The sequence below is a fragment of the Ralstonia sp. NFACC01 genome (genome assembly GCF_900115545.1).
Taxonomy (GTDB): domain Bacteria; phylum Pseudomonadota; class Gammaproteobacteria; order Burkholderiales; family Burkholderiaceae; genus Ralstonia; species Ralstonia mojiangensis.
Genome location: NZ_FOWV01000003.1, coordinates 186,173 through 201,655, shown reverse-complemented (window position 1 = coordinate 201,655; position 15,483 = coordinate 186,173). Strand labels below are relative to the sequence as shown.

Annotated in this window: 14 protein-coding genes; 6 read left to right on the top strand and 8 right to left on the bottom strand. The window is 64.7% G+C overall.

Features of this window, described 5'->3' with window-relative positions:
* Positions 1 to 26: 26 nt before the first annotated feature.
* From BM136_RS08885 to BM136_RS08875, 3 genes are all read right to left on the bottom strand, one after another.
* Positions 27 to 1,103: a metallophosphoesterase gene (locus BM136_RS08885; RefSeq protein ID WP_092971514.1), complete on the bottom strand. Its 1,077-nt coding sequence runs from the start codon at positions 1,101 to 1,103 to the stop codon at positions 27 to 29.
* Between the two features lie 4 nt (positions 1,104 to 1,107).
* On the bottom strand, positions 1,108 to 3,753 hold the full coding sequence (gene mutS, locus BM136_RS08880; RefSeq protein ID WP_092971513.1) for a DNA mismatch repair protein MutS: 2,646 nt from the start codon (positions 3,751 to 3,753) through the stop codon (positions 1,108 to 1,110).
* A 97-nt stretch (positions 3,754 to 3,850) separates the two neighbouring features.
* Complete coding sequence (locus tag BM136_RS08875) at positions 3,851 to 4,747, bottom strand: LysR family transcriptional regulator (RefSeq protein WP_092971512.1); 897 nt, start codon at positions 4,745 to 4,747, stop codon at positions 3,851 to 3,853.
* Between the two features lie 238 nt (positions 4,748 to 4,985).
* Between BM136_RS08875 and BM136_RS08870 the strand changes: the two genes are divergently transcribed.
* Together BM136_RS08870 and BM136_RS08865 are read left to right on the top strand one after the other, a co-directional pair.
* Positions 4,986 to 6,842 carry a methyl-accepting chemotaxis protein gene (locus BM136_RS08870; RefSeq protein ID WP_092971511.1) on the top strand — a complete coding sequence of 619 codons (1,857 nt, stop codon included), beginning with the start codon at positions 4,986 to 4,988 and terminating at the stop codon, positions 6,840 to 6,842.
* 74 nt (positions 6,843 to 6,916) lie between these two features.
* Positions 6,917 to 8,728 (top strand): methyl-accepting chemotaxis protein, encoded by a 1,812-nt coding sequence (locus tag BM136_RS08865; RefSeq protein WP_092971510.1) that lies wholly within the window; start codon positions 6,917 to 6,919, stop codon positions 8,726 to 8,728.
* 12 nt (positions 8,729 to 8,740) lie between these two features.
* Here BM136_RS08865 and BM136_RS08860 read toward each other — a convergent pair whose 3' ends face one another.
* Both BM136_RS08860 and BM136_RS08855 read right to left on the bottom strand, forming a co-directional pair.
* On the bottom strand, positions 8,741 to 9,445 hold the full coding sequence (locus tag BM136_RS08860; RefSeq protein WP_092971509.1) for an MOSC domain-containing protein: 705 nt from the start codon (positions 9,443 to 9,445) through the stop codon (positions 8,741 to 8,743).
* Complete coding sequence (locus tag BM136_RS08855; protein ID WP_092971508.1) at positions 9,442 to 10,146, bottom strand: glutamine amidotransferase; 705 nt, start codon at positions 10,144 to 10,146, stop codon at positions 9,442 to 9,444. The genes BM136_RS08860 and BM136_RS08855 overlap by 4 nt, the downstream gene beginning before the upstream one ends.
* Before the next feature lie 338 nt (positions 10,147 to 10,484).
* Here BM136_RS08855 and BM136_RS08850 point away from each other — a divergent pair, with 338 nt between their 5' ends.
* On the top strand, positions 10,485 to 10,880 hold the full coding sequence (locus tag BM136_RS08850) for a hypothetical protein (RefSeq protein WP_092971507.1): 396 nt from the start codon (positions 10,485 to 10,487) through the stop codon (positions 10,878 to 10,880).
* The gene (locus BM136_RS08845) at positions 10,877 to 11,335 is read left to right on the top strand and encodes a DUF2846 domain-containing protein (protein WP_092971506.1); all 459 of its coding nucleotides are present in this window, start codon (positions 10,877 to 10,879) and stop codon (positions 11,333 to 11,335) included. Before BM136_RS08850 ends, BM136_RS08845 begins: the two co-directional genes overlap by 4 nt.
* 62 nt (positions 11,336 to 11,397) lie before the next feature.
* Here BM136_RS08845 and BM136_RS08840 read toward each other — a convergent pair whose 3' ends face one another.
* Positions 11,398 to 12,210 carry an inositol monophosphatase family protein gene (locus tag BM136_RS08840; protein WP_012435285.1) on the bottom strand — a complete coding sequence of 271 codons (813 nt, stop codon included), beginning with the start codon at positions 12,208 to 12,210 and terminating at the stop codon, positions 11,398 to 11,400.
* Between the two features lie 170 nt (positions 12,211 to 12,380).
* On the opposite strand from BM136_RS08840, the gene BM136_RS08835 reads away from it, so the two are divergent.
* Entirely contained in the window at positions 12,381 to 13,229 is an 849-nt protein-coding gene (locus BM136_RS08835) for an RNA methyltransferase (protein WP_092971505.1), read from the top strand.
* Positions 13,230 to 13,376: 147 nt separating this feature from the next.
* Positions 13,377 to 14,123 (top strand): serine O-acetyltransferase, encoded by a 747-nt coding sequence (gene cysE / locus BM136_RS08830; protein ID WP_092971504.1) that lies wholly within the window; start codon positions 13,377 to 13,379, stop codon positions 14,121 to 14,123.
* A gap of 22 nt (positions 14,124 to 14,145) precedes the next feature.
* On the opposite strand, the gene BM136_RS08825 is transcribed toward cysE, so the two are convergent.
* Complete coding sequence (locus BM136_RS08825; RefSeq protein WP_092971503.1) at positions 14,146 to 14,964, bottom strand: UDP-2,3-diacylglucosamine diphosphatase; 819 nt, start codon at positions 14,962 to 14,964, stop codon at positions 14,146 to 14,148.
* Complete coding sequence (locus tag BM136_RS08820; protein ID WP_024976009.1) at positions 14,961 to 15,467, bottom strand: peptidylprolyl isomerase; 507 nt, start codon at positions 15,465 to 15,467, stop codon at positions 14,961 to 14,963. The genes BM136_RS08825 and BM136_RS08820 overlap by 4 nt, the downstream gene beginning before the upstream one ends.
* Positions 15,468 to 15,483: the final 16 nt, after the last annotated feature.

The following is a 15,483-nucleotide window of genomic DNA, read 5'->3' as shown; positions in this document are numbered from 1 at the left end:
GAGAACGGGAGCTTCGGCTCCCGTTTTTATTGCACCGGCGCTGGCGTGATTTCCGACGCCGGCGCGGGAGTGCTGTCGAGACGGCGGCTGCGGATATGGAACAGCGGCGTGCGGCCCGGCGTGACGGACACTTCCAGCCAGCGATCGAGCACTGGCGAACCATAAGTGCGTGCGCGCATGACGTGCGAGTCCGGGCGCCCGTCTTCGTCCTTGAGCGGGCGGTCGAGCATGAAGGTCTGGCTGGCGCCGTGGATGAGTAGGACTGCACCGTCGTAGTCGCGCGTGAGCGTTCGCAACTGGCGCTTGAGTGCCAGGTAACCGTCATGCGAACGCCGACGCAGCAAGCCGTCAAGCAGGTTGGGCGCACGGCGCCGTTCCCACCCGTCTTCGAAAAGCGGATCGGCCTGCATCATGATGACCACGCCGGCCATCTTGCGTTGGTGTGCGACGGCAAAGGCGCGCGCTAACCATTGGCGATTGGCTTCGAGGCGATCTTCGTATTCGCCGTTGCGGCCGCCCGCGATCTTGTAGTTGTTGTTGTCGCCAGGCACGTTGAGGGTGACGAACAGCACGTCGCTCATCGTCCAACGCGTGTTTTCGCGGTAGCTGCGGAACTTGGCCTGATCGGACTGGCGCATGACGGTCATGGTGCGCTGGCCGAGCGTGTTGTCGTCTGGGTAGAACAGCTCGCGCAGGCGCAACAGGCGTTCCACTGGGTCGAAGCTGCCGGCGGCGGGGCGCTGGCAGTCGCTCCAGTCGTGGTCGCCGGGGATGTAGATGACCGGTGCGATCAGGCTGTCGAGCAGGTCATGACGTGCTTCGAGCAGCGTGTCGGAGCACGATTCATCGCGGCCCTTGAGGTTGCCCAGGTGAACGACGAACGCCGGATGTTCGGCGTCGATGGTGTCGAGCAGTGTGCGCACGGTCGCGACATCTTCGGGGCGTTCGGGAACGTTGCCGATGACCGTGAAGGCGAAGGCGGACGGCGCGTCATTTGCGGGCTTTGCGGTCTTGGACGCCGCCAGCGCAGCCCCCGGCAGCAGCACCGCCAGTGCCAAGGCGATGCATGGAAGCATGCGGGAAGCTGCGCCGGGCCGGGTCATCGGGTCAGGCGGATGGGCTCGCCAGCGCCTTGAGCCGGTACAGCGCTTCGAGCGCTTCACGCGGCGTCATGTCATCGGGATCGATCCCGGCGAGTGCATCCGTCAGTGTGCTGTCGGGTGCTTCGGCGTCGTCGTCTTCATCGTCGATGGGCGTATCCGCAGCGAGTGCGAACAGGTCCAACTGAGGCGTGGCGCCGGTGTCGGCGGAATGCTGCTCCAGCCACGCGAGCCGCTTGCGCGCGGCGCGAATGACCGGCTGCGGCACGCCCGCCAACTGCGCGACCTGCAGGCCGTAACTCTGGCTGGCCGGACCGTCCTGCACGGCATGCAGGAAGACAATGCCGTCACCATGTTCGACGGCGGAGAGATGCACGTTGGCAGCCTGCGCAAATTCTTGCGGCAGTTGCGTCAGCTCGAAATAGTGCGTGGCGAACAGCGTGTGGCTGCGGTTGTGCGACAGCAGGTGGCGCGCAATCGCCCAGGCGAGCGCCAGGCCATCGAACGTGCTCGTGCCTCGGCCGATCTCGTCCATCAGCACCAGGCTGTTGGGCGTTGCGCGGTGCAGGATGGCGGCGGCCTCCGTCATTTCAACCATGAAGGTCGAACGGCCGCCCGCCAGATCGTCGGCGGCGCCGATGCGCGTGAAGATGCGGTCGATCGGGCCGATGACGGCCGCTTCCGCCGGCACAAATGCGCCCACGTAGGCGAGCAGCACAACCAGCGCGGTTTGCCGCATGAAGGTCGATTTACCACCCATGTTCGGGCCGGTGATCAGCAACAGCTTGCGCGCTTCCTGCAGCATGCAGTCGTTGGCGACGAACTGTTCGACTTGCTGTTCGACCACGGGATGGCGTGCGCGCGTCAGCTCAATGCCCGGTGCATCGGTCAGCACGGGGCGCGACCACGACAGCGCATGCGCGCGCTCGGCGAGCGTTGCCAGCACATCGGCCTGCGCGAGGGCGGCGGCGATGCGTTTGAACTCGGCCAGATGCGGCAGCAGCTTCTGCAGCAATTCTTCGTAGAGGAGTTTTTCGCGCGACAGCGCGCGGTCCTGCGCGGACAACGCTTTGTCTTCGAACGCCTTCAGCTCGGGCGTGATGTAGCGCTCGGCGTTCTTCAGCGTCTGGCGGCGGCGGTAATCGTCCGGCACCTTGGCGGCCTGGCCGTTGGTGACTTCGATGTAGAAGCCATGCACGCGGTTGTATTCAACGCGCAGATTCGCGATGCCGGTGCGCTCGCGTTCGCGGGCTTCCAGATCGACGAGGAACTGGCCGCAGTTTTCCGAGATGTCGCGCAGCTCGTCGAGGTCGGCGTCGTAGCCGCGGGCGATGACGCCGCCGTCGCGCACCATGGCCGCCGGCTCGGCCATCACGGCGCGCTGCAGCAGGGCGTGGGCGTCTTCGGGCAAGCTGAGCGCGGCGTACAGCTCGGTCAGCAGCGGAGCCGCGTCACTCTGCGGCAGTTCTTCGCGAATCTCGGGCAGGCGCGCCAACGTGTCACGCAAGGACGACAGATCGCGCGGCCGCGCCGACAGCAGCGCCAGCCGCCCTGTAATGCGCTCCACGTCCGACAGCGTGCGCAGCGTTGCCCGCAACGTTTGCCAATCGCTGCCGAGCAGCACTTCAATCGCTTGCTGACGCGCTTGAGGCACGGCGCGATCCCGCAGCGGATGATGCAGCCAGTGGCGCAGCAGGCGGCTACCCATGCTGGTCGCGCAGGTGTCGAGCAGCGAGAACAGCGTCGGCGATTCCTGCCCGCGCAGCGTCTCGGTCAGCTCCAGGTTGCGGCGCGTGGCGGTGTCCAGGCCGATGAATTCGCTTTCGTGCTCGACGGTCAGGCCGATCACGTGGCGCAGCGATTGGCCCTGCGTGGCCGCCGCGTAATTGAGCAGCGCGCCGGCAGCCGCCAGTGCGGCCGTCAACGTTTCCGCGCCAAAGGCGACGAGGCTGGCCACGCCGAGTTGTTCGCGCAGGCGGCGGGTGCCGGCTTCCACGTCGAAGTGCCAGTCGGGCAAGCGCGTGCGGGCGACATCCACCTGGATGGTGTTGAGCGTCGCATCGTCGGCCAGCACTTCGGCGGGGCGAATGCGTTCGAGTTCACGATCGAGCTGGTCGGGGCTGCATTCCATCACACGCAATTCGCCGCCGACGAGGTTGAGCCACGCCAGGCCGATCAGCGGTGCCGCGCCCCGCTTGCCGGGCAGGTGCGCGATGGCCAGCAGATGGTTGTTGACCTTGTCGGACAGCAGCGCAGCATCGGTCAGCGTGCCGGGCGTGACGACGCGCACGACCTTGCGCTCGACCGGTCCCTTGGTCGTCGCAGGGTCTCCGATTTGCTCGCAGATGGCGACGGATTCGCCCAGCTTGACCAGCTTGGCAAGGTATTGCTCGGCAGCGTGGAACGGGATGCCCGCCATGCGGATCGGATGCCCGTTGGAACTGCCGCGTGCAGTGAGGGTGATGTCGAGCAGGCGGGAGGCTTTTTCGGCGTCTTCAAAAAAGAGTTCGTAAAAGTCGCCCATGCGGTAGAAGACAAGTGTGTCCGGATGCCCAGCCTTCAAGCGAAGGTACTGCTGCATCATCGGAGTGTGCTTGTCGAAAGGGCCGTATTTCGGGTCGATCTCCAGAACCGGAGCGGAGTGTTCAGCCATGAGTGCTCAAAGCGCAGCGCGCCGCCCGATGTGATCCGATCAGGCCGCGCGCGGAAGGTGTTGAATCGCGCAATTGTTGCACACCCGCGATGCGGCTTCACCGTCCATCGTCGGCAAGCCGGCCTTCCAGAAAGTCGAGAAAGCACGCAATCCGCGAAGCCAACTGGGTGTTGCGGTAGTACACCGCGTGAATCGGCTGCAGCACCTCGACCGTGGCATCCGGCAGCACCTGTACGAGATCGCCCGTGCGTCGGTCTTCAGCGCTCATGAAGTCAGCCAGGCAGACGATGCCGGCGCCTTGCAGTGCGAGCTGGCGCAGGGTTTCACCGCTTGAAGCCTTGAGCGTGGGCTCGATACGCAGTCGGTCGCCGTGCGGGCCGCGCAAGGGCCACTGATTCAGCGATTCCGGCTGCCCGAAACCGAGCAGGACGTGCTTCTGCAGGTCATCCACGTTGCGGGGCCGGCCGTGCGCTTTCAGATAGGCGGGGCTTGCCAGCACGCGCAGCCGCCGCGTGCCGAGCAGCCGCGCCCGCAGGGTGGAGTCACGCAGCGGGCCGATGCGGATCGCCACGTCGGTGTCTTCTTCCAGCAGATCGATGATCAGGTCGTCGGTGTTCAGCTCCAGTTCGATCTGCGGATACTGCGCGCGGAAGTCCGGCACCAGCGGCGCCACCACATGCAGCATGAACGGCATGGCAGCGTTGATGCGCAGACGGCCTGCGGGCTGCTGGCGGCGCAGGGCCATCTGCTCCTCGGCCTCGTCGACGGCGGCGAGGATGCTGCGCGCCCGCGCCAGAAATGTCGCGCCCTCGTCGGTGAGCGCCAGCCGCCGCGTGGTGCGCGAGAGCAGGGTGGTGTCCAGCTTCTCTTCCAGCCGGCGCAGTGCACGGCTTACGCCCGACACGGTCTGGCCGAGTTGCTCGGCGGCGGCCGTAACGGAGCCCGTGTCGACCACGGTGCGAAAGGCAAGCAGTTCTTCGAGCGTGGTTTTCATCGCTTATTGTCAATTCCAGATCAAAAGAATTCTGCCTAATGTGGCGCCATTTGCAAAGATCGCTGCCGGCGGTGTCCGCTCTGCATGGGTGCAAATGCACCGCGGCCGGCTCTCGCGCGGGTGTGCCCCCTCAAGATTGGCGCTCCGCCTGCCGATAGACCATCCGGACCCCTAAAACCATAGCGGAACCGCATTTGCGCAAACGGCGCCTCGCGGCTCCGCATCCGGAGACTCTGGAATGAGCAAGCTCAGCTTTCGCCAAAAGCTTTGGCTGCCGTTGGTCATCAGCCTTGTCGCGCTGACCTTGATCTCGGTATTCAACGCGTATCAGGCGCGTGAGATCCGCGTGGAGGAGCGCAAGAACAACCTCGTCAGCGTGACGACCATGGCCATGAACCTGGCCAAGCAGTACGACGACCTGACCAAGAACGGTACGTTGACCAAAGACGCCGCGCAGAAGGAGGCGCTCGACCGCTTCAAGGCGCTGCGCTACGACAAGGACGGTTACTTCACCATCACGAGCTCCAACAACGTGGTGGTGATGCACCCGATCAAGCCCGAGTTCATCGGCAAGGACCAATCCGGCTTCAAGGATGCGCAAGGCAATGCGGTCTACATGGGCCTGACCAACGCGGCCAAAGATCCCAAGGGCGGATTCACCAGCTACGTCTGGCCGAAGGTCGGTGGCACGGAACCGGTGCCCAAGACGGCTTTTGCAATGCGCTATGAGCCGTGGGACTGGGTCTTCTCGACCGGCGTCTACATGGACGACATCAATGCCGCATTCATGACTTCGCTGTACCAGACGGGCGGCCTGCTGGTGCTGGTGGGCGGCTTGCTGGTGTTGCTGGGCGGCATCGCGAACCGCGGCCTGCAGCGCACGCTCGGCGGGGACCCTGCCTACGCAGCCGATGTGGCCAATCGCATCGCCGGCGGCGACTTGACCGTCGAGATCGCCACCCGTGCCGATGACAACCACAGCCTGCTCTACGCCATGAGCCGCATGCGCGGCGCGCTGGTGCAGACCATCGGCCGCATCAAGGGCGCTTCGGAAACCATTGGCACCGCCACGCGCGAGATCGCCAGCGGCAACCTCGATCTGTCGTCGCGCACCGAGCAGCAGGCCAGCTCGCTCGAAGAAACGGCTTCGGCCATGGAACAGCTGATGTCGACCGTGCAGCAGAACGCCGACAACGCCCAGCAGGCCAACCAATTGGCCGCGTCCGCCTCGGATGTGGCCGTGCGCGGCGGCGATGTGGTGACGCGCGTGGTCGAGACCATGGGCTCGATCAACGCGTCGTCGCGCAAGATCGTCGACATCATCGGCGTGATCGACGGCATCGCTTTCCAGACCAACATCCTCGCGCTGAATGCCGCGGTGGAAGCCGCCCGCGCCGGTGAGCAGGGCCGCGGTTTTGCCGTGGTGGCCGGTGAAGTGCGCAGCCTTGCGCAGCGCAGTGCCGCTGCCGCCAAGGAAATTAAGGCGCTCATCGACGATTCCGTCGTCAACGTGGATGCGGGCAGCGCGCTGGTGGAAGAGGCCGGCACGACCATGCGCGAGATTGTTGCGAGCGTGAAGCGCGTGACCGACATCGTTGGCGAGATTTCGTCCGCCAGCCAGGAGCAGCGCTCGGGTATTGAAGAAGTCAGCCACGCCGTCACGCAGCTTGATGACGCGACCCAGCAGAACGCCGCACTGGTGGAGGAAGCCGCCGCAGCCGCGCAATCGCTCGAAGAGCAGGCGGTGAGCCTGACGCAGGTGGTGGCGCAATTCCGCCTCGATACGCATGCGCTCCGTGCTCCAGCCATGGTCGCCAAGGTTGAGCCAGTGGTTGCGCCGGTCAAGCCGGTCGCAATTGCAGCGCCGGTAGCACCCAAGAACGAAGCGCCGCGCCGCGATGCCGCTAAGCCGAGCACCGATGCCGCCAAGCCCAGGCTGACCTCACGCAAGCCGCCTGTGCTGCGCAAGGCGGCGGCCAAGCCGGTCTCCCAGGCCGAGAAGAGTGCGCCCGCACCGGCAGTCATACCGGCAAGCCTGACCAAAGCGAGGCCGCTGGTGGCCGCCGGAGATGATTCGGACTGGGAAACGTTCTGACCCGCGACTGACTTTCACCTCGTTGATTTGACGCGCGCAATCGCGTGCTTGCCTGCCCGGATTCCGGAGACAAGATGGACCGCATTTTGAAGAACACCAGCGTGCGCGCTGGCCTGCTGGCGATTCTGATCACCTTTGCACTGATGATCGTGGTCGGGGCGGCGGTGGGTGTGCTGGCTTTGCGCACCACCAACGCTGCCACCGAGCGCGTGCATGAGATTTCCGACCGCAGCATGCTGTTGAATGACGCGTACAAGGACATGCAGCGCGCGCGCACCGGCATGTCGCGCTTGTACAGCGTGTTGCGCGAGAACATGGATGAAACGGCCAAGACGGCTGCGCTGGCTAGCTCGGAGAAAGGCTTGAAGAAGTCCATCGAACAGGTGGAGGCGTTCAAGAATGCGCCGCCCATCGAAGGTGTTGACGAGTCGCTGCGCCAGGCAATCGTCCAGGCCGCACAGACGCACATCGAAGCCGTGCAGCGCGCCCTTGCGGCCCTGCGCGCCGGTGATGCCGCAGCCTATGCCCCGATCAACTACAAGGACGTGACCGATACCGGTGCGGCCTGGTCGGTGCAGATCGAGAATTTCCAGCAGCTCGTCAAGAAGCTGTCCAAGGACGAGGCTGACAATGGCCGCTCGCGCTATGAAACGATCCTGAAGTTCGTCGCGCTCGGTATCGCCATGGCGCTCGCGTTGATCGTGGTGGTGTTCTACGGCCTCAAGGCCTTCGTGATCACGCCGCTCAACGAAGCGGTGACTGTACTCAGTCGCGTGGCCGAAGGCGATTTGGCCGTTCACGTCAAAACGGGTGGGCGCAATGAGCTGGGCAGCCTGCTGGCTGCCGTGGGCCGCATGCGCGAGAGCTTGGTGAACACCGTGCGTCAGGTGCGTAACAGCTCGGATTCGGTCAACACCGGCGCGCACGAAATCGCCAGCGGCAACCTTGATCTGTCCTCGCGTACCGAGCAGCAGTCGGCCTCGCTGGAGAAGACCGCCGCCAGCATGGAGCAGATGACCTCCACCGTCACCAACAATTCCGAGAACGCTCGCCAAGCCAGCGCGCTGGCGTCGAACGCGGCTGACCTGGCTTCGCGCGGCGGCGACGTGGTGCGCGGCGTGGTGGCCACTATGGACGATATCAGCGCGGGCTCGCGCAAGATGGCCGACATCATCGGCGTGATTGATGGCATTGCGTTCCAGACCAACATCCTGGCCCTCAACGCTGCCGTGGAAGCCGCTCGCGCTGGCGAGCAGGGCCGCGGCTTTGCCGTGGTGGCTGGCGAGGTGCGCGCGCTGGCTCAGCGCAGTGCTGCCGCTGCCAAGGAAATCAAGACGCTGATCGACGATTCGGTATCGCGCGTGCAAGCGGGCCACACGCAAGTCGCGCAGGCCGGCGAGACCATTACCGAGACGGTTGAGGCCGTACGCCGCGTCGCCAATATCGTTGAAGACATTGCTTCGGCATCGGCCGAGCAGACGCAGGGCATCCTGCAGATCGGCCAGGCCGTAACAGAGATGGAGCAGGTGACGCAGCAGAACGCCGCGCTGGTCGAGCAGGCGGCTGCCGCCGCGCAATCGCTCGAAGAACAGGCGCAGAACCTCTCGCAGGTGGTGTCGCAGTTCCGGTTGGACGGGGCAGAGACCCCTGCGACGGCCGCGCAGAAACTTGAGAAGGTCGCCAAGCCCGCTGCCAAGGCCGCGGCAAAGTCAGTTAGCGCCGCCAAGCCCGCGCGCGCGGTTGCGCGCAAGCCTGAAGCGAAGGTCGCTGCTCAGCCAGCGGCGTCTGCGCCGGTCGCGCCTGCCACTGCCGTTTCTGCTCCTGCCCGCAAGCAACCTCTGGCCGTGGCCAGTGGCGGTTCCGACGCCGATTGGGAAACGTTCTGATCGGTTGAGAGCTCAGGCATCAAGTGCTGGGCCATCGATGCGTTTGGCCCAGCTTTCCACCTCGCCGCGTGCGAGGCGACCCTCAACAAGTTTCCGCCATGACGGCGTGAGCGGCAGCGTCAGCATGTCGGCCAGCGCTGCACGATCGAGCATGTTGCGGTAAAGCACGTCGAGCACGCGCGCTAGCGGCCATTGCGGCCATGGGCGCTCGAGCCATTCGAGCGCATCGCCCGCGCGCAGTGTGCCGCCTTCCAACACCCGGTAGTACCAACCCGTGCGCCCTGTGTTTTGCACCCGGCGTGCCATGTCGCGCGCATTGAAACGGTCGTTCAGCTTCCAGCACGGCTGACGCAGTTGCGACACTTCCAGCACTACGCTGCCCGCTCGCAGGCGATCACCCACGCAGATGTCCACTTCGGTGATGCCCGTCGTGCTCAGGTTCTCGCCAAAGGCGCCGGGCTGTGCGAGCACGGGCTGCGCGCCGATGTCCGCTTGCCAAACCGCGTAGTGGTCGAACGGGTAGTGGTGAATCGCCTTGTCGGGGCCGCCGTGCACACGCAGATCGCCTTGCTCGTCACCGACAATGCCGTTGATGTCCACCTTCACCACGCCGCTCACGGGGCGCTTATCGATGGCGCTGCGCGAGCCAGGGCGCGTGTAGTCGACAGCGCGCCCGGTGAGGAGGGCATCGATGCGGATGGGGTCGGGCAGCGTCATGCAGCCTCCGCGCGATCCAGCCAGGCGTTGAAGACTTCGCGCGCGCGTTGCGACAGGCGCCCCGCAATCGCCGGCACTTGCGTACGCAGCGCGCGTGGGTCGATGCCTGCCGCACCGAGTTCCGCCGCATGCCCGATTAGCCACGCTTCCAGCTCCTCCAGATTTGCCTCCAGATGGAATTGCAGCCCCAGGGCGTGGTTGCCAATGGCGAAGGCCTGCTCTGCGCAAACTGTCGTGAATGCCAGCCGCCGCGCGCCCGGCGGCAAGTCGTACCGGTCGCCGTGCCAGTGCAGCACCGGCGTGCCGTCTGCGAGCGGCGCGAGCGGCGAGTCTGCCCCTTCGGCCGTGAGCGTGATGGGCGCAAAGCCGATCTCCTTCACGCCCATCGGCTTGACCGCCGCGCCCAGTGCCCGCGCCATCAACTGCGCCCCCAGGCAGATCCCAAGCAACGGCTTGCGTGCGGCCAGTCGCCGCGCAATGGCGGCGGCTTCATCGCCCACGAACGGATACGTTGCATCGTCATATGCGCCGATTGGCCCGCCCAGCACGATCAGCAAATCGGCCGCGGCCATGTCGTCTGTGGGCACGGGCTGCACGCCCACGTCCACGGTGCGAACGGTGTAGCCGCGCCCTTCCAGCAGCGGCTGCAGGATGCCGAGATGTTCGAACGGAACGTGGCGCAGGGCGAGGGCGGTTTTCATGGCAGGCGATGACGGTTGGAGGCGAAGCACATTGTGAATGAGGGGCGCGGCTCGCAAAAGCCGTGCGGCTGGCGAGGGTTTGTCTTGCGACATTAGCGCCTTGGGCCCCACGCTTGGCGATGCCTCGGTGGCGGACTCCTCCGCGCGCAACACGAAAGGCCTCGGCGGCGCGGCGTTAACCTGCGGACTAAGCGTCGCTTATATCGGTTGTTAGCAACGTGCATTGCAACCCCCACGAAAAACCCGGTTTGAGGGGATGTCAGTGTCACGTCATCTCATTAAGATCGCTCCCCACAGAGTGCCGCCTCGGTACCGATAAAAAGATTCTGGAGGGAGTTGTGCGAAAGCCAATGCTGCATTGGGCCGTGGCGTGCATTGCCATGGCTTGCCTGAGCGCGTGCGCGCCGATGATATCTACCGCGCCAGCCATGCTGTCCACCGACAACGCGACGGGTCCATCGCGGATTCAACTGAAATCGGCAACGGAGATCCGCCTGGAGACCGGCTATACGCGCACGCTTGCGGCCGGCTCCAACTGGCAGCGCGTGGGGACGCTGTCGCAAGGCGCTGTCTACCGCCCAGTCGGTACGATCTTCACCATTGAAGGCCGGCAGGTTCACGAAGCCTACCTCGTGATTGCCAGTCAACGTCTGGTCGGGTTTTACCTGCCCGGCGAGCAGGCGTACTCCCCGCTTTCCACAGCTGTATCCATCACAACAGGAGAATCAAAATGAAGGGAGTTTTGCGCGCATTGGCTTCGGCCATCGGTATCACCGTTCTGATGGCGGGTTGCGCGTCAGGCGTGAAGTATTCCGAGATGGCTTCGTCGATTCCGACGCTCAAGCAGGATGAGGGACGCGTGTACTTCTTCCGCTCGTCGTCGCTGATCGGCGCGGCACTGCAGCCGGACATCAAGCTGAACAGCGAAGTGATTGGCCAATCCAAACCGGGCGGCTTCTTCTTCGTTGACCGTCCGGCTGGCAAGTATGTCGTGTCAACAGCCACCGAGACCGAGAAGACGCTGAGCTTCGCACTGGACGCCGGTGAGACAAAGTACGTGCGCACGTCGCCGTCGCTGGGTCTGATTGTCGGCCGCGTGGTGCCAGAGCTTGAAACCCCGGAAAAGGCACAGGCCGAACTGCCGTCGTTGAGCTTTGCGCCCAATCAGCCGCCGGTCGCCAAGAAGTAAGCTGGAAGAAAAAAGCCCGCTTCGCGCGGGCTTTTTTATTGGCAGCTACCGGTTGGCAGCGATCAAGCCTCAGCCTTCGACCGCGAGAACGGCGAGGTGATCTTGATCATCTGCACGAAGGCCTTAGGGTTGCCCGCCAGGATTTCACCCTGGTCAAGGTAGCCAGATTCGCCGGTGTAGTTGCCCACCAGACCGCCCGATTCCGTCACGAGCAGCGAGCCGGCGGCCATGTCCCATTTGCTCAGGCCCTGCTCGAAGAAACCGTCGAGGCGGCCGCAGGCAACGTAGGCGAGGTCCAGTGCGGCGGCGCCGGGGCGACGCAGGCCAGCGCAGTTTTCCGTCATGGTCGCAAACAGACGGGTGTAGTCGTACAGGCCTTCCAGATCGCGGTACGGGAAGCCCGTCCCGATCAGGCAGTCGGCCAGTTTGTCGCGGCGCGTGACGCGGATGCGGCGGTTGTTCAGGAACGCGCCGGCGCCCTTGGAGGCGGTGAATAGTTCGTCGCGCGTCGGGTCGTACACCACGGCCTGGGTGACGACGCCACGCTGCATCAGTGCGATCGAGACGCCATATTGCGGGAAGCCGTGGATGAAGTTGGTCGTGCCGTCCAGCGGGTCGATCACCCAGACGTTTTCGCTGGCGGTTTCGCCGTCGGCCCAGGATTGGCCGGACTCTTCCGCTAGAATCGCGTGATCGGGGTAGGCAGTCTTGATGACTTCGATGATCGCCGCTTCAGCTGCGCGGTCGACTTCGGTGACGAAATCGTTGTGTTGTTTGCGCTCGGTGCGCAGGCTATCGACGTCGAAGGACGCGCGGTTGATGACGGTGCCGGCCTTGCGAGCAGCCCGGACGGCGATATTGAGCATCGGATGCATGTGGGATCTCCGCGCCTGGCGCGCCGATTTTTCGGAAGCGGCCGCAGGCGAAACAACACAACGAATTGTAGAAGAACGAGCGGCGGGCCAATCTCGCGATCCTGCCCGCCGTCAAAAGAGTGGCCGTATTGTATATGAACCCCGCCCCAGGCGCCCCGCGAATTGCGCCAATGAGCACGTCGAACACAACTCCTACCGACCCGGAAACGCTGCGCCAGCGCGCCGCGCGGTGTCGTTTCGTGCTGGTCGAGACCAGCCACCCCGGCAATGTCGGCTCCACGGCACGTGCGCTCAAGACGATGGGGTTCGGCGAGCCCGGCAGCTTCGTGCTCGTACGCCCCCGCGAGGCGGACGCCCAATGTCACACCGATGCCGTTGCCATGGCAAGCGGCGCCGATGATGTGCTGGCCGCCGCCCGCGTGGTCGACGACATTGGCGAGGCGCTGGTCGGTGCCTCGCTCACCATTGCGCTCACCGCCCGCCCGCGCGAATTCGGGCCGCGCCGCATCGGCCCGCGTGCCGCTGCAGAAGAAGTGGCCGCACTGTTGGCCGCGCCGGACACCACCGTCGCCTTCGTCTTCGGCAATGAGCGGTTCGGGTTGCCCAACGAGGTGGTGGAGCGCTGCCATGTGGTCACGCACATTCCAGCCAACCCGGCGTATGCCTCGCTGAACCTGTCGCAGGCGGTGCAGTTGATTGCGTACGAAGTGCGTATGGCGCTGCTGGCCGGCACTGGCACGGGGGACACCCGCATGGAGGGCGTCGGCTTTGTTGGCGAACCGGCCACCGCCGAGCAGATCGACGGGATGTTCGAACATTTGGAGCAGGGCCTTGTTGAGATCGGTTTTCTCGACCCCGCCCAGCCGAAAAAGCTGATGCCGCGCCTGCGGCGTCTGTTTGCCCGCACGCAGTTGGAGGCCGAAGAGGTCAACATCCTGCGCGGGATCGCCAAGCGTATGCTCGGCCGCCACGCCGAAGCAGCCACGCCGCCCACCGGCGCAGCCGACGACTGTCGCTGACCGCCCTGAAAGCCGCCCGTTGTTGAGCAAGCGGGGCGGCATCCCCCGCATGTCTGGTTAAAACCCTTGCCGCAGCGCGGTAAGGCAATGCCTTACACTGCCCTCAGCGCGTTGCGCATATAGATATAACGATCCACACACCTCAAGATGTTCACACGCATTCGCGAAGATATCGGCGCCATCATGGAGCGAGACCCGGCCGCACGCAGCCGCTGGGAAGTGCTGACCTGCTACCCAGGTCTTCACGCCATCATCGTCCACCGGGTTGCCCATGCGTGTTGGCACGGCGGGTTCCGATTGCTGGGGCGGTGGTTCTCGCACCTTGGCCGCTTCCTCACCGGCATCGAGATCCACCCCGGCGCGACAATTGGCCGGCGCGTGTTCATCGACCACGGCATGGGTGTCGTGATCGGCGAGACGGCCGAGATCGGTGACGACTGCACGATCTACCAGGGCGTCACGCTGGGCGGCACGTCGCTCTACAAGGGGGCCAAGCGGCACCCGACGCTCGGCAAGGGCGTGGTGGTGAGCGCGGGCGCCAAGGTGCTCGGCGGTTTTGTCATCGGAGATGGCGCGCGTGTTGGGTCCAACGCGGTCGTGCTTAAGCCGGTGGCGCCGGGCGCAACGGCGGTTGGCATTCCGGCGCGCATCATCGAACGCGATGTCGCTACCGAGGCCCGGTCCGCGCTCAAGCAGGAGTTTTCCGCGTATGGCATTACGCCGGATGCGGATGATCCGGTATCGCTGGCGCTCAAGCGGCTGATCGACCACAGCGAGCTTCAGCAGGAGCGTATCGAGTCGATTCTTTCTGCGCTTGATCGACTGGGCGCGCACCTGGAGAACTCGCCGAACGATCCGTTCGATGCGAGCGAGCTGAAGCGGATGCTCAAGTAAGCAAAGGGCCGGTGGCGACAGCTTATGTCGTCACTTGCTCGACCGTGAGCGCGCCGTCTTGCAGTTTCAGAAAACTGCCGCGCGGTTGCGCCTGATCGAAATCCCAGTCGGAAAGTACCCAGCGGCTGCCCCTCGGCTCGTGATGCAATTGCGGGCGGTGCGTGTGGCCGTGGATGAGCGTGGATGTATTGGATGCCTTGAGCAACGCGTCTACCGCTTCGGGTGCGACGTCGCCCATCATCGCCGCGGCGCGGGGTTCGCCCGCTACGTTGGCGGACATGGCGCGGCCAGCTTCGCTCTCTGCGCGCATCTTTTGAGCGATCTTCAGCCGCCAGCGCAGCGGCATCGTCAGGAATATCCGCTGCACCCAGCGCTTGCGCGTCCAGTGGCGAAAACGCATGTAGGCCGTGTCGCGCGTGCAGAGGGCGTCGCCGTGGGCGAGCACGATGCGCTGGCCATCATCCGCTTCCAGCACGGTGGGATCAGGTAGCAGCGTAGCGTGCGCAGCCTTCAAGAAACGCTTGCCGAGCAGGAAGTCGCGATTGCCGTGCATGAACAGCACGCGCGTGCCGCCCGCTGCAACTTCAGCGAGCAGGTTGGCGATGTGCTGGTGGAACGGATCAGCCAATTCTTCATCGCCGACCCAGTATTCGAAGAAGTCACCCAGGATGACGAGCGTGCGGGCCTCGCGGGCGCGCGTGCGCAGGAAGCGCTCGAACGCGGCGGCGGTGGCCGGCATGCTGGCCGTCAGGTGCAGATCCGAAATAAAAAACACCGGCCCGGAAACCCGGACCGGTGTCTTCAGCGCGGATGCCTGTGAGGCGTGCGCTGCGTCAATCATTCGATCACTTCAGCGCTTTCGATGATCACGTCTTCCATCGGCACGTCCTGGTGGAAGCCACGGTTGCCCGTGCGCACCGAGCGGATCTTGTCGACGACGTCCATGCCTTCGGTCACTTTGCCGAACACGGCGTAGCCCCAGCCTTGCGGCGTCGGCGACGTGTGGTTCAGGAAGTCGTTGTCGACCGTGTTGATGAAGAACTGCGCCGTGGCCGAGTGCGGATCGTTGGTGCGTGCCATGGCAATGGCCCCGCGCTCGTTCTTCAGGCCGTTGTTGGCTTCGTTGTCGATCGGAGCCTTGGTGGGCTTCTGGTTCATCTTCTCGCCCGGCTCAAAGCCGCCGCCCTGGATCATGAAGCCTTTGATGACGCGGTGGAACACCGTGCCGTTGTAATGGCCATCCTTTACATAGGCGACGAAGTTGGCGACCGACTTGGGTGCCTTCTCGGCGTCCAGGGCCAGGGTGATGTCGCCGTGGTTGGTGTGCAGCTTGACTTGGGTCATGGTGAATTCCTTGGGT